This is a genomic window from Acinetobacter sp. GXMZU3951 (assembly GCF_054457875.1).
In genome coordinates this window covers 42,625-57,617 of the sequence record NZ_JBTLFO010000002.1, presented here as the reverse complement: position 1 = coordinate 57,617, position 14,993 = coordinate 42,625, and the positions used below count along the sequence as shown (strand labels likewise).

The following is a 14,993-nucleotide window of genomic DNA, read 5'->3' as shown; positions in this document are numbered from 1 at the left end:
AAAAAAACTCTATATTGCCTACGGGCGATATAGAGTGTTTAAGTTCAAGACCTGAGTGCTCAGTTCAGAAAGAGTCAGGGCAGCGGGTTAAAACTGGCGCGACAATAAAAACTGAGAAATCTGTTCTAATTCTTGAGCTTGACCTTCAAAGTAATGAAGTGCAGCAAATGCCTGATCATGTAAATCTTGGGCATAAGCTTGGGCCTGCTCTAGTCCCATTAACGCAGGATAGGTCGACTTCTCGACTTGCTCATCCTTCCCTGCAGTTTTCCCCAGTTGTTCGGTATTGGCAATAATATCTAGAATGTCATCTTGGACTTGAAAGGCGAGACCAATATTTTGGCCATATTGGCGTAATTGCGGAATCGCGGGATCTGTGCCCGGAAAAATGGTGACCGCAGCCATCATAATGGCTGCTGTAATCAACGCCCCTGTTTTATTACGATGAATATTTTCTAGCGCCTCTTGATCGATGTACTTGCCTTCGGCCTGTAAATCCAAAACTTGCCCACACACCATTTTTGACGAAGCCGTCGCCAGAATTTGCATCTGTTTTAAAACAATCGACGCCTCTACCGCTTCACCTTGATCGAATAGGCGGCTGCCCAAAACCTCAAAGGCCATTGACTGTAAAATATCCCCAGCCAAAAGTGCGGTGTCTTCGCCATATGCCACATGACAAGTCGGTTGACCGCGACGTAACTGGTCGTTGTCCATGCAGGGTAAATCATCATGTGCCAAGGAATAACAATGAATCAGTTCGACTGCGACCGCAGCACGACGCACAGCGGCACGATGTTGATTGGGACGAATGGCGGCAGTTGCATAGCATAAGGCTGGACGTACACGTTTTCCGCCCAACATCACGGCATGATGTACTGCACTTTTTAACGGCTCAGGTAAAGAAAAAGCCTGTAATGCAGCAAGGAGATCTTGCTGAATCTGCTGTTGCGCTTGTTGCAACGTATTATTTTGTACGTCGGTTAAAGATGACACATTCGCCTCGCGTATTTTCGCTAAACAGATCCATGAGGATGCTGTTTAACCATCAAACTTTGGATTGGCTGTGATTGTACGCTAAATGCGAATTTCGCCATACACCCAAATCCCAATTAGATCAAAGTTAATGCTCTACAATCCACACCCTGCTCAAAATCAAGCATCCCGCCAGAGGTCGTGTGAGAGTGAATGTCTTACAGCATTCGGCTTGGTCCAATAAAGATGAGCATGCCTTGGGAAATGACTTAACCACATGCAGCACCACGGCAACAGACGGATTTGAGTGGATACGAATAGCAATCGGTATGATTGGTGTAGTAGACACAATTTTTGCGCGAACTTTTCGCACAATACAGGGCTTGATCCGCCAGTTCATACAAACGACGTGCGAAGAGGAATTCCGCGGTATGCGCCACCCCCACCGAAATCGAAAACTCGTTTAAACACTGACCATGAAAGTCTTGCCCCAATGCTTCAACAGCTTGACGATATAGCTCGGCTTGGGCACAGCCCTGTTCTAAAGTCGTATTCGGCAACAAAATCGCAAATTCCTCGCCACCAACCCGATAAATATTCTTTGCCACCTCCACAGCACTCACATTCAATAAGGTTTTTGCCATGGTCTTTAAGGCATCATCTCCTAGGCTATGCCCATAGCAATCATTAATTTGTTTGAAATTGTCCACATCAATCAGCAGGAGTGTTAGTTCCTGAATCTCATTTTGTGCCAAGCTCTGCAAATAGTGCTGCAACTTCAAATCAAATGCTCGGCGATTGGATAAGCCGGTCAAATAATCCTTTTCACTGATACGACGCAACTCATGGTTACGTGCCTCTAACTGCATTTGATTCTGTTTTAAATCGGAAATGTCTGAACTGCACAAAAGTAATGATTCAATTTCACCATTTGGAGCACAGTTCGGTTTTACGACAATCCAGTAATAACGCCCCTCCATTTGATATTCAAACGGTTCCACAGGCAAGCCCTGCTTAAAGCGCAGCAAATTTTGCTCAAAGACCTGAAAGCATTGTGGCGAAAACTTGGCAATGTTTTGCCTCTGCATCTGTTCTACCGAAACAGCAAAGCATTCTGCAAAAAAACGATTGGCGAAAAGAATTTCTCCCGATGGTTTAAGCAATGCTGTCGCCAAAGGCAGTGAATCCAAGACTTCATGTGCATCAAAGTCACTGGTATTTTGAGTCGAATGAGCAACCATAATATTTACATTTTTTCAGGTTAAAGCTACGCAAAATGCTATCAAAATTAGAATGTCAAAATATCTAATAAATTACGAATAGTTTATGAAAATAAAATATATACAAATTTAAGATTTATATATTCATTTAAATGCATAAGAGATAAAAAAAAGCCCTTATCTTGCGATAAGAGCTTGTTATTTAAATCTATCTTTAAGAGGGATTATTTGAGACAGTCTTCAGGTATACGCACCCAGCCTTCCATTAATACCCGCGCACTCCGGCTCATGATGGCTTTTTTCACCTGCCACTGACCCTGTGCAAATAAGGCCTGAGCACCAACTCTTAAAGTCCCTGATGGATGACCGAAACGTACTGCTTCACGTTCCCCCCCACCGGCAGCCAAATTCACCAAAGTGCCTGGAATAGCGGCAGCCGTTCCAATTGCAACAGCAGCGGTGCCCATCATGGCATGGTGCAGTTTACCCATCGATAATGCACGGACCAATAAATCGGTATCGGCTTCCGTAATCGCTTTACCACTCGAAGAGACATAGGCTTTAGGCTTGGAAACAAAGGCGATCTTAGGCGTATGCTGACGCTTTTCTGCTTCAGAAATGTCTTGAATAATCCCCATCTTTAGCGCGCCATAAGCGCGAATGGTTTCAAAACGGGCTAAAGCGGCTGCATCACCATTAATCGCATCTTGCAGTTCAGTGCCGGTATAGCCAATGTCTTCGGCATTTAAAAAGATGGTCGGAATACCTGCATTAATAAAGGTTGCAGGGAATGAGCCAATATTCGGCACCTCCAAGGTATCCACTACATTGCCTGTTGGGAACATGGCACCACCGTCTTCACCATCATCCGCAGGATCTAAAAATTCAATTTGAACTTCTGCAGCTGGGAAAGTCACGCCATCTAATTCAAAGTCACCGGTTTCTTGAACCTGACCATTGGTAATCGGCACATGGGCAATAATGGTTTTTTCAATATTCACCTGCCAAATACGCACGGTGCAAATGCCATTTTCAGGAATACGTTCCGCATCGACCAAACCATTAGAAATCGCAAACGAACCGACCGCAGCCGTTAAATTACCGCAGTTACCACTCCAATCCACAAAAGGTTGATCAATCGAAACTTGTCCAAACAGATAATCCACATCGTGATTGGCTTGAGTGCTCTTGGCTAAAATCACGGTTTTACTGGTACTGGAGGTTGCTCCACCCATGCCATCAATTTGTTTAGCATAGGGATCTGGGCTGCCAATCACGCGCAGTAAAATTTGATCACGAATTTTACCTGGTACTTGAGCCGCTTCAGGTAAGTCATCGCGCTTAAAAAATACACCCTTACTGGTACCACCGCGCATATAAGTGGCTGGAATTTTAATTTGTGGTGCGAAACTCATGGCTTGTTCATCCTTCCTGATTCTTTGTTTTGGCGTATTTGCTCAATTTCAATCGTACTCATCATACTGCTTTTTATGAAAAAATTTGGCGTTGCAGGACTTAAGTATAAAAAAACAACGCTTGATCATTTTTTTCACAGCAGGCAGAACGTTAGAGTCATTTTTTAAATAAATCTAAACAATTGATTCATCATTCGATTTTATATGCAAAGAAACAATTCCCCCTAGTTAAATTATTTGACCGTTGGTTCATCTACTAGGCTAAGTGTAATCAATCCTTTACAATCCCTATACATTCATCGTCGGGCTGAGAACTTTGAACAATAACTCTTCACAACTTCAGCGTGGCTTAAAGAACCGTCACATCCAACTTATCGCCATGGGTGGCGCAATTGGTACAGGCTTATTCTTAGGTTCCGCACAGGTTATTCAATCTGCAGGTCCATCCATCATTTTAGGTTATGCCATTGGTGGTTTAATTGCATTTTTGATTATGCGTCAATTAGGGGAAATGATTGTCCATGAACCAGTTGCTGGTTCATTTAGTCATTTTGCTTATCGATATTGGGGGAAATTCCCTGGCTTCCTAGCTGGATGGAATTACTGGATTCTCTATATTTTAGTGGCGATGACCGAGCTGACGGCAGTCGCTAAATATATTAATTACTGGTGGCCTCACATCCCTGCTTGGGCTTCTGTACTCTTCTTCTTTATTGTCATTACGCTTATTAACCTTGGCAATGTGAAGTTTTATGGAGAATCAGAGTTCTGGTTAGCAATTATTAAAGTTGCTGCTGTCATTTCTATGATTGTCTTCGGTTTATACTTATTATTTACCGCAGATGCTACCTCTACAGCGTCTTTTAGTAACCTTTGGACTCATGGTGGATTCTTTCCGAATGGTTTTGAAGGCTTATTTTATATGCTGGCTTTCTTGATGTTCGCCTTTGGTGGGATTGAATTGATCGGGATGGCCGCAGCAGAAGCGAAAGACCCTGAAAAAACTATTCCTAAAGCCATCAACCAAGTCGTTTTTCGTATCCTGATTTTCTACGTGGGTTCATTGACCATTCTCTTGTCTTTGGTGCCTTGGAATCAGCTTGATTTAGGTGGTTTGGACAAAAGCCCATTCGTGATGATCTTTAGTCAAATGGGAATCCAATGGGCGGCACATTTACTGAATTTCATTATTTTGACCGCAGCACTTTCTGTATATAACAGCGGGATGTATGCAAATAGCCGTATGTTGTTTGGTTTAGCGGAACAAGGAAATGCGCCAAAAGTTTTCTTGAACGTGAACAAACAAGGGGTGCCTATTCCGGCTGTGCTGTTCTCTGCATTATTAATTTTCGGTTGCGTACTATTAAACTACTTCGTTCCTGAAGATGCATTGGGTCACTTGATGTATGTGGTTGTAGGTGCATTGGTTTTAAACTGGGCCATGATTAGCTTAACCCACTTAAAATTCCGTCAAGCGATGAAAGCGACGGCAACACAAACCAAATTCCCTTCACTGTGGTCTCCGCTAAGCAACTATTTGGTCCTGATCTTTATTGCGACAGTGCTTTACATTATGTGGACCCAAGGCTTCAAAGAATCTGTACTTATGCTTCCAATCTGGGTTGTACTGATGTGGATCTTCTTTAAAATGATTAAACCAAGCAAGAACTAAATCGTTTATTGCTTAGGAAAGAAGTTATTGTTTCGGCAATAACTTTTTTTTTACTTTAAAATCAGTTACATTATTTGCGCTTGGCGCTCTTAGCTTAACTGGATAGAGCAGTTGCCTCCTAAGCGACCGACGTGGGTTCGAGTCCCGCAGAGCGCACCATCCATTTATTATCATCGATCAAGCTCGGCTTTCTCAGTATTTAGACCGAGCTACCCGTGATCTGTTTTTTCTCAGCCCATTGCATGGCAAATTTTACTGGCTATCGTGATTGATGATGCTAACGAATAATGGTCAGCGCTTAGCTTTGTTATTATTCATACACAGCCTTGAAGTAAGCATTTCAAGGTCAAGACTGCTCTCCCTTGCAAAAAAAAAAGATTCGGTGCAGATTCGAGATCGTTTTCTATGCCTGCTCAGCAACATGGAGCAGCTATTCAGATTTGTACAGAACAACCTATTTCGCTAGGCTTATTCATGTACAAATCTCTGAATAACTACTTCTTCAATTAAAATCGAACGATGAATTTACCGGTATTTTCACCTTTAAATAACTGGATTAAACCATCTGGTAAGGCTTCAAAACCTTCGATCATATGAGTCTTAAATTTAATCTTACCCTCTGCAACATAACGACCCAGCGTAGACATAGCTTCATCGCTAATGCCCACATAGTCCGTCACAATAAAGCCCTGCACGCTTAGACTTTTAAGGTTAATATCCACCCAGCTTGGTCCTTTGGTTGGCGTGTCATTGCTGTAGTCTGAAAGTACGCCACATACGATGACTTTGCCATAGCGATTTAATTGTTTAAAAATCACCTCTTGAATTGGACCGCCCGTATTTTCATAGAAAACATCGACACCATTAGGTGCAGCGGCAAGAAGCTGTTCTTCTAAATTGTCAGACTTGTAGTTAATGGCTGCATCGAAACCCAATTCCTCAACTAACCATTTGCATTTTGCATCCGAACCTGCAAAACCAACTACACGCAGCCCCTCAGCTTTGCCCAGTTGGCCTACCAATGAGCCAACTGCCCCAGCAGCACCCGTCACAACTAGCGTGTCACCTTTTTTCGGTTTTCCGACTTTCATCAGACCAGCATAAGCCGTTAAGCCTGTGAAATAAAAAATTGATAATACCGCTTCAGGAGATAAGGCGGCATCTACAACATTCATTTCTTCATGCCCCAGCACATATTCACTCCAGCCGGTAATTCCCACCACCTGTGCATCTACTGGATATTTTGGATTCAGTGACTCGACAACAGTACCAACACCATATGAGCGCATAACTTCGCCAATTTGTACTGGAGGTAAGTAGCTGTCTTCACGCTGTTGTAGCCAAGTACGCATGGCTGGATCTAATGACATATGTGTCTGCTTGACCAGAAACTCTCCGTCTTTCAAAACGGGTTTTGGCAATGCCACTAAATCAAAAATATCTTTTGAAATATGACCCTGAGGGTACTTTGCTAATTTAAATGCCTTATAACTCATCTTCTTTCCTGAATATCATTCTGTATTTTCATACCGTTAAGTTGCAGCTATTTTGAATAGTGCATATTTTTTTCAGACACTTTGTAAAAGTGCTGAATCCTAATGAAGTATCACAAACTACAAAATAGTGAAGATGACCGATGAAGAAACCACTCAAATGAATGGTTTCTTGATATTTATTACTGTTCTGTACTTGCAAGCGAGAATGCAATTGCAATGCAATAAAAGCATAAGAATCTGAAAATAAATAATTTATGAAAAAATTAGGCTGTCTTTTCTCAAATATCGTAAAAATGGTGCTTGCTTGCAGCACTGAACAACAAGATGGTTGAAGCCGTTGCGATTCATCATTTTCAAATGCAGGCTATGCAAAGCTTCAGCAGTGTGCCTGAGCAACAAGTTTTTTCAGCTTGCTTCGCCCTATTGCACGCAAACGCGATGATTGCTCAAAGCAGAACGTTGTCTTCGGACTTAGCCAGCATGAAGCTAAGGGGTTCGAGTGTTCAAAGGTATATACCGTAGTAAACACGGTTTGACTCATTTATAAAGCACTTAAGTCCTTAAATTTAAAACAGATGCTCTTAGACTTCCCAAGCTAAAGATCCATCGAACTGGTTTTTAGCCTGATGCTGATGTCTCCCAAAGTTAAATATCTGTCTCATAAGGTCAAGTTTAATTTTGCTCAAAGGTTAGTATAAAAAGAAGAATACAAAAACTGCGACATGGAGCCGCAAAAATGCAAATGGAATATGATGTAGTCATTATTGGTGCAGGTTTGTCTGGAATTGGTATGGGATGCCAACTTGTCCAACAAAATCCAAATAAATCATTCACAATTTTAGAACGCCGCCAAGCACTGGGTGGAACATGGGACTTGTTCCGCTACCCAGGTATTCGCTCTGATTCTGACATAATTAGCTTTGGTTTTAAATTCAGTCCGTGGAACAGTGATAAAGTTCTGGCTTCAGGTGAATCGATTAAAAAGTATCTTGTCGAAACCGCAGAGAAGTTTGGCGTGAATCAAAAAATCCGTTATGGGATTAAAATACTTTCTGCAAATTTTTCTACGCAAACCAACCGCTGGACGGTAAATGCGATTGATGAGTCAAATAATGAAGCTTGCCAATTTACGTGTAATTATCTTATTACTGCAACTGGTTACTATAATCACGATCAAGGTTATACGCCAAAGTTTGAGGGTGTAGAAAACTTTAAGGGCCAATTTGTGCATCCACAGCACTGGCCTGAAAACTTGGATTACCGCAATAAACGTGTGGTGGTTATTGGTAGTGGTGCAACAGCCGTCACTCTGATTCCGGCTATGGCGAATGATACTGCGCATATCACCATGCTTCAGCGTTCACCAAGTTACGTGATTAATGTCCCAAATACCGACAAATGGGTGGATGCTTGCCGTAAAGTGTTATCGGAAGAACTGGTCTATAAAATTTTCCGTAAGCGAAATATTTTTATGCAGCGCGGTATTTATAAGGTCTCTAAACGTTTCCCTAAACAAATGCGCTCGTTCTTGCTTTCAGGAGTACAAAAAGCTTTGGGCGATGACTATATGTCACACTTTACCCCGAAATATATGCCTTGGGATGAGCGCCTATGTGCCATTCCAGACAACGATTTGTTTGATGTGATTCGTGATGGCAAAGCGTCTGTCGTGACCGATCAAATTGAACGCTTTACTGAGAATGGCATTTTACTCAAATCAGGACAAACGCTGGAAGCCGATATTATTGTGACTGCAACTGGTCTTGAGTTACAAATGTTGGGTGGTATTCAAATTTCGGTGGATCAAGAGTTAATTCAACCCAATGAAAAAATGAGCTATCGTGGTGTCTTGATTGAAGATGTACCGAATTTTGCTTATTTATTTGGCTATACCAATGCCCCTTGGACCTTAAAAATTGATTTAGCGTGTGATTATATCTGCCGCCTAATCAATGAATTGGATATTCGTCAAGTGCTCGCGGTCAAAGCTGTTGCACCGGTCAATGAAAAAACTGAACACAGTATTGTACATGGCATGCAGTCTGGTTATGTTCAGCGTGGTGACTGGGTCTTACCGCGTCAAGGAAAGTCGGAAGATTGGTTTGTCAGTCACAATCTGGAAAAAGATAAGACGATGTTCAGCCAGCCGATTGATAGCCCGCATTTAGTCTGGCTAAAAAAAAGCGAACAGCAAAATAAAGCAAAGGCTAAATCTAAAGCAGCTTAAGTCGTGAGTGACAGTGGATTCGATACGAGAATGAGTATCGAATCCACTATAAAGATAACAAGGGACTACAATCATGAACACCTCACAACTCAATTTTATTAGTCGTGGCACGCGTTGTGCAGCAACATTACAATTACCCGCAAACCATCGTAAAGCTCCCGTCATTATTATGGCGCAAGGTTTTGGTATGATTAAGGATGCTGGCCTGCCTAAATTTGCAGAACGCTTTGTTGCACAGGGCTATGCCGTATTTTCTTTTGATTATCGTGGTTTTGGTGAAAGTGAAGGACAACCTCGCCACTGGGTGAGCCCAAAGCGCCATTTAGAAGATTGGCGAGCTGCTTTAAGTTTTGTAAGAACACTCAATGAGATTGATACACAGCAAATTATTCTTTGGGGTTATTCATTTTCTGGTGGGCATGCTATTCAAACTGCTGCACGTGATGGGCAAGTCCAAGCTGTTATTTTACAGGCACCTCATGTTGATGGTCTGTCTGGTTTGAAAGGCGTTCCATTATCTAAACTTGCAAAATTAAGCCTTGCTGGATTTATGGACTTATTTGGTGGCTTAATTAACAAACCAGTTTATCGCCCGATTATTGGTCGTGAAGATGAAATTGCCGCGATGACCATGCCAGAAGCTTGGGATGGGTATTTATCTCAGCTACCTGATCATGCAAATTGGGAAAATAAAACGCGCGCCCGGGTTTTCCTAGAAGTAGGCACTTACAACCCGATCAATTTTGCACATAAATTATCTATGCCTGTTATCGTGATTTCGGGGCAACGAGATACTGTCATTCCAGAACATTCTATCCGTAAGGCTGTACAAAAAATGCCAAATGCACAGTACTTTATGTTGGATAGTAATCATTTTGAACTGTGTGATGGAGAGCTTTTTGAACAAAACATCCGTTTACAACTTGAATTTCTGAAAAAGCATTGTCATATACAGGGCGAAATTAAAATCGCTGCGTAACAACCTAGTCACTTAACTCCTAAAAAACTTAGTGCTGAAGTCATGAATCAGACCTTTTAGACAATTGAACAAGTAACGCAGTACTATGTATCAAAATTGAAAGACTATATTTAGTAAAGCTTATTGTTTGATCTCTAAAAAGGTTTGAGCTTCGCACTCGCCATTCTCATTAAGCCTTTAAAACTAAAAAATAATGTGCTGAGCAGTTCAATACAATTTATCTTTTTATCCATATTTTAGATTAAATTTGGATGAAACAATTCAACTACTGCATGAAATAGTAAAGGCTGATTCAATCGCTAAATGAAATTGAATCAGCCTAGTGCAATATAAGACTGTAACAAAAAGGCTCAGGGAAATGAGCTTATCGTTTTATGCACAGTATTCGTCACGTTGATGTTCAATCAGAGACAATGCGGCATTCCATGCTTTTAACATCACCATTTCAATGAGTTCACTTTCAAATTGTTGCGTTGTGTGTTGACGTACCGCTTCAGAAGGCAGGTGCAACTCTGCTCCACCCGCCATGGCTTTAATCTGGGCTTGGCAAGCACGCTCTAAGAAATAGATTTCGTGGAAAGCGCGCTGAATAGAATCCCCTGTCGACAATAATCCATGATTACGTAAAATCATGACACGGTTTTGCCCTAAGTCTTTCACCAAACGCTCGCGTTCTTCGGTCAATAAGGCTACGCCTTCATATTCGTGATAGCTGACCTTGTTGTAAAACTTAAGGGCATGCTGAGACAGCGGTAACAACCCATGCTTTTGCGCCGAAACAGCAATACCGTCCGCTGTATGGGTATGAATTACACAGTGCACATCTTTACGTGCATCGTGAATCGCTGAATGAATCACAAAGCCCGCAGTATTGACCATTTTACCTTGATCATAATCAGCAACAACTCTGCAGTCATAATCAATTTTGACCAGATGTGAAGCGGTCATTCTTTCAAATGGAATGCCATATTGATTAATCAGGAAATGCCCCTCTTCATCGGGGACACGTAAGCTAATATGGGTGTCAATTAAATCGGTCATCCGAAAATGCGCGATTAAACGATACAGTCCTGCCAACTGACAACGTGCTTCCCATTCTTTTTCAGATACCACATCTTTTAAACTGTGCATTGCTTGTAAACTGGTCATCCATCTACCTCTGTTTTTTTCCATGATTTTATACAGCACTGAACTGCGGTGGCTCCGACAAGTCCAGTGGCTATCTGCATCCATGCTGTGACATGGATTGTTGTGTTGTATTGATTGCATCCCGCAACTGAAATATGCCCACTCAACTCGAGTGCCGAGCAATTTCATCCAAAACTTTTTCAAAGTCTGAATTTTTAAACTATCCCAGCCTTAGGCTTTGCTCAATGTTATTTTCCATCACCACTTGTCCGCAGGCGCAATGATGGATCTGAGAAAATGCGTGATACCTTTGAGTAAAGGCTTTGATTTTTGCTAAAACCCACGTTTTATCCACGCCAATGCCCAAAGTCTTAACTTTTATTTAGCGATAGCTCGATTGCCAAAGTGTCCATTTTTAAAGATTTTGGGAACTGGACAGTTTCCCCAATCAGAGATGCAGGGATTACGGAAATAAAGCTGCTCTGATTCACGGCAAGACTGATAGTAATCAGGGGAAATTAGACTTCAAAACGTAAACCGACCCCAGCAATGGTCGAGATATATTGCGGACTGATGGCAGAGTCACCCATTTTTGTTCTGATTTTTTTTACCAAAATACGCAAATAATGCGTGTCTTCTTCATGCGTGATGCCCCACAATTCCGTCATAATCTGCTTTTGCGTAACAATTTTTCCTTGATGGCGAATGAGTAAAGCTAACAACTGAAACTCTTTTTTGCTGAGTAAAATCTCTTCTCCCGCCAATTGAACCACATGTTCCGCCACATCGACCCTTAAATTTCCATCATCAAAAATCAGATTGTGCGCTGCGGCTTGAGGCTGATTACGGAATAAAACACGAATGCGGGCGGATAACTCCTGAATACTGAAAGGCTTGGTGACATAGTCATTTGCACCAGCATCTAACAACCTAATTTTCTGCTGCTCATCTGGTCGTGCCGAAAGAACAATGACTGGAATTTCCGACCACTGTCTTAATTCAGTTAGTACCGCCTGCCCTTCCATATCTGGCAAGCCCAAATCCAGAATTACCAAACCTGCACCACGGCTTGCTAAGATTTCCAAACCCTGCATGCCATTTTCAGCTACCCCGACCTGATAGCCTTGTGCCCGTAGGGCAATCTCTAAAAACTTCCGAATTTGTGGTTCATCATCAATGATCAGAATGGAACCCTGTGCGAGATGAGAATGCGGCATAAAAATTATGAGTTTTCCTGCTGAAGGGGTAATCGTATGCGAATCCGTGTGCCTTGACCATCTTTAGCCGCAAAGGCTGCAATGCTGCCCATGTGCGCCCCAATAATGGCTTTGACAATTGCCAAGCCAAGACCTGTGCCAGTTTTACCGCGATCACCGCGTTGCATGGTGTAGAACATATCAAAGATTTGTTCACGTTCATCTTCAGGTATGCCCACACCCTGATCGGCAATCTCAATTTGCAGCATATCTTGATCGTGCTGAAGCGTAACGGTGATGGGCAACTGATCGGGTGAAAATTTCGCTGCATTTTCCAACACATTAAATAGAGCTTGTTCGATTAATGCTGGATGCACATACAAGTCTGGCAAATCGGGCTGTTGCGTGATTTCAATTTGTACACTGGGTTGATAACGCTTTAAACGCTGTGTGGCTGAGCCAATCAGCTCTTCCACTGAAATCCAATCCCGAGCCAACGTTAAACCTTGGTGTCCTAAGCGTGTCATGTCTAACAGATTTTGGATATAGCGGTCTAGGCGTTCACCTTCAATATGAATGGTGTCTAATAAACTGAGCCGATCTTGCTCGGACATCTGTGCGCCATAATATTTCAAGCTATCTGCCGAACCAATCATCGCAGCCAAAGGTGAACGTAAGTCATGTGAAACCGAGGATAACAGTGCCGAACGTAATTTTTCAGTTTCGGCAATAATCCGCGAGTTTTCCAATTGCTGAGCCAGCTGAATGCGGGCTGCTGTTTGAGCAATATCTTCAATCATCAGTTCGACCAATCGTTGTTGTTCAAAACTTAACTGTGCTGCATTTTGATTAAACCGAATGGCAATCACCCCATACTCGGCACCAAGATGACACGGGTTAAACCACCATGCCGATTGGGTTAAGGTATTGGTAAATCGACCGCAGGCTTTGCCCTGTTTTTGTGTCCAGTCCGCAGCAATACGGTCTTTATCGCTAAAGTCAGCCACATTTTCAGTTTCATGTGCAGCCAGTTTCAGCCAGGTGTGGGCATGCAACGCACTGTCCAAATGCTGTTTGGAAACTTCCACCACCTGCGCCAAATCCACACAACTGGACAGCTTGCGCTCTAGTTCCTGTAATTGCAGAGAGACTGAATTTGCCGCACGTAAATTGAGCACTTGGGCACGTAACTGGTTGGCTAAGCGTCCCACCAGTAGCGCTGCAACAATAAAAGTCATGATGGTTATCAAACCACGTTCGGCACTGATTCTAAAAGTGTAACGCGGCTCAATAAAGAAATAGTTATACAATAAAAAACAGGCCAATACGCTAATAGTGGTCATCAGCATGCGGGTTCGCATGGCCACCAAAAGTACCGTCACCAGAAAGATCAGTGCCAAATCGGTGTAGCCAATAAAATGGTCGCTAATCAGGGCCACCACCCAGCCCAACATGACAATCAAGCCACTTTCCAGACATTCACGCGGATTCAACTTCATGCCCTGTTCAAACCATGTCGCCCCAGTTGCCCCAGATGAGACAGGCTTAGGCTGCTTTTGCTGTAGCGGCTGAACAAAGGTAATTTCAAACGGATGTGGTTGTTCTAAAAGTTGATCGGCAATATGGTCGGAAAACACCCGTTTCCAGACTGATTTTTTTGGACTTTTACCCAACAGAATGTTGGAAGCGCCATGATCATAAGCAGCTTGTAAAATGGCATTAGCAATATGGTTGCTATACAGCAAGTGGGTATCAGCACCTAATTTACGTGCCAAATTAAAAGCTTGCGTCACTGCTAAAACATCTCGATGGGTAGACTGGCTTTTTTGGATCGAAATTACGCTCCAGCTGGCATTGCGACGCTCGGCAATACGATGTGCACGGCGTACCAAATCTTCGGAAAACTCCGAACCATCAATTGCGAGCAGCACATGATTCTGGATCGGGACGATTTGTCCCTGTGCGGTGAATTTTGCCCGATAATCCAGTTCGACTTGCCCCGCCACGGTTTGAATGGCTAAATCCCGCAGCGCGGTTAAATGGGCGGGTTTAAAAAACCCCTGCAAGGCCTGAGGCGCGACATCGGGCAGATAAATTTTGCCATTTTGCATACGCTCAAGCAGTTCCGGGACGGGCAAATCCACCAGACGAATATCTTTCAGTCGCTTGAGTAAGGCATCGGGTACGGTTTCAGTCACCCGAATCCCCGTGATCTGAAACACCACATCATTCAGGCTTTCTAAATGCTGAATATTCAGCGTGCTGTACACATCAATCCCTGCATCCAGCAGTTCGTTCACATCTTGCCAGCGATACTCATGCCGGCTCTGCGGCATATTACGATGCGCTAACTCGTCCACCAACACGATTTCTGGTTGCAGCGCTAATATCCGATCTAGATCCATTTCCTGCAAAATCCGATCTTGGTAAGTCACAGACTTTTTTGGAATTAGCTCAAGTCCATGCAGTAAGTTGGCGGTATCAGACCGACCATGTGTTTCTACCACCCCCACAACAATATGATGCCCCTGCCACATCAATTCGTGCGCTCGGGTCAGCATGGCATAGGTTTTCCCTACACCCGGTGCAGCCCCTAAGAAAATGGTTAAACGTCCAGATTGCTCACGCTGACTTTGTGCCAACCACGCCTCGGCTTTGTTATGTCGGTCGATCTGCATCGCGATC

Annotated in this window: 10 protein-coding genes and 1 tRNA gene; 4 read left to right on the top strand and 7 right to left on the bottom strand. The window is 43.0% G+C overall.

What is annotated here, in order from left to right; genetic code table 11:
* Window positions 1-87: 87 nt before the first annotated feature.
* The 3 genes from ACX17N_RS03390 to prpF form a co-directional block, all read right to left on the bottom strand.
* Window positions 88-996, bottom strand: a complete 909-nt coding sequence (locus ACX17N_RS03390) for a polyprenyl synthetase family protein (protein WP_458891174.1) — start codon at window positions 994-996, stop codon at window positions 88-90.
* A gap of 248 nt (window positions 997-1,244) precedes the next feature.
* Window positions 1,245-2,216, bottom strand: a complete 972-nt coding sequence (locus tag ACX17N_RS03385) for a sensor domain-containing diguanylate cyclase (protein WP_458891173.1) — start codon at window positions 2,214-2,216, stop codon at window positions 1,245-1,247.
* Between the two features lie 203 nt (window positions 2,217-2,419).
* The gene (gene prpF, locus ACX17N_RS03380) at window positions 2,420-3,610 is read right to left on the bottom strand and encodes a 2-methylaconitate cis-trans isomerase PrpF (RefSeq protein WP_458891172.1); all 1,191 of its coding nucleotides are present in this window, start codon (window positions 3,608-3,610) and stop codon (window positions 2,420-2,422) included.
* 316 nt (window positions 3,611-3,926) lie between these two features.
* On the opposite strand from prpF, the gene ACX17N_RS03375 reads away from it, so the two are divergent.
* Both ACX17N_RS03375 and ACX17N_RS03370 read left to right on the top strand, forming a co-directional pair.
* Entirely contained in the window at window positions 3,927-5,282 is a 1,356-nt protein-coding gene (locus ACX17N_RS03375; protein ID WP_458891171.1) for an amino acid permease, read from the top strand.
* 83 nt (window positions 5,283-5,365) lie between these two features.
* Window positions 5,366-5,441, top strand: a tRNA-Arg gene (locus tag ACX17N_RS03370).
* 347 nt (window positions 5,442-5,788) lie between these two features.
* Here ACX17N_RS03370 and ACX17N_RS03365 read toward each other — a convergent pair.
* A complete protein-coding gene (locus ACX17N_RS03365) occupies window positions 5,789-6,778 on the bottom strand; it encodes an NADP-dependent oxidoreductase (protein ID WP_458891170.1) in 990 nt (329 codons plus the stop codon).
* 736 nt (window positions 6,779-7,514) lie between these two features.
* On the opposite strand from ACX17N_RS03365, the gene ACX17N_RS03360 reads away from it, so the two are divergent.
* Both ACX17N_RS03360 and ACX17N_RS03355 read left to right on the top strand, forming a co-directional pair.
* Complete coding sequence (locus ACX17N_RS03360; protein ID WP_458891169.1) at window positions 7,515-9,005, top strand: flavin-containing monooxygenase; 1,491 nt, start codon at window positions 7,515-7,517, stop codon at window positions 9,003-9,005.
* A gap of 73 nt (window positions 9,006-9,078) precedes the next feature.
* Window positions 9,079-9,984: an alpha/beta hydrolase gene (locus tag ACX17N_RS03355; protein ID WP_458891168.1), complete on the top strand. Its 906-nt coding sequence runs from the start codon at window positions 9,079-9,081 to the stop codon at window positions 9,982-9,984.
* Window positions 9,985-10,356: 372 nt separating this feature from the next.
* On the opposite strand, the gene ACX17N_RS03350 is transcribed toward ACX17N_RS03355, so the two are convergent.
* From ACX17N_RS03350 to ACX17N_RS03340, 3 genes are all read right to left on the bottom strand, one after another.
* Window positions 10,357-11,133 (bottom strand): class II aldolase/adducin family protein, encoded by a 777-nt coding sequence (locus ACX17N_RS03350; protein WP_458891167.1) that lies wholly within the window; start codon window positions 11,131-11,133, stop codon window positions 10,357-10,359.
* A gap of 497 nt (window positions 11,134-11,630) precedes the next feature.
* Window positions 11,631-12,329 (bottom strand): response regulator, encoded by a 699-nt coding sequence (locus tag ACX17N_RS03345; RefSeq protein ID WP_458891166.1) that lies wholly within the window; start codon window positions 12,327-12,329, stop codon window positions 11,631-11,633.
* A gap of 5 nt (window positions 12,330-12,334) precedes the next feature.
* Window positions 12,335-14,986 carry an ATP-binding protein gene (locus ACX17N_RS03340; protein WP_458891165.1) on the bottom strand — a complete coding sequence of 884 codons (2,652 nt, stop codon included), beginning with the start codon at window positions 14,984-14,986 and terminating at the stop codon, window positions 12,335-12,337.
* Between the last annotated feature and the right edge of the window lie 7 nt (window positions 14,987-14,993).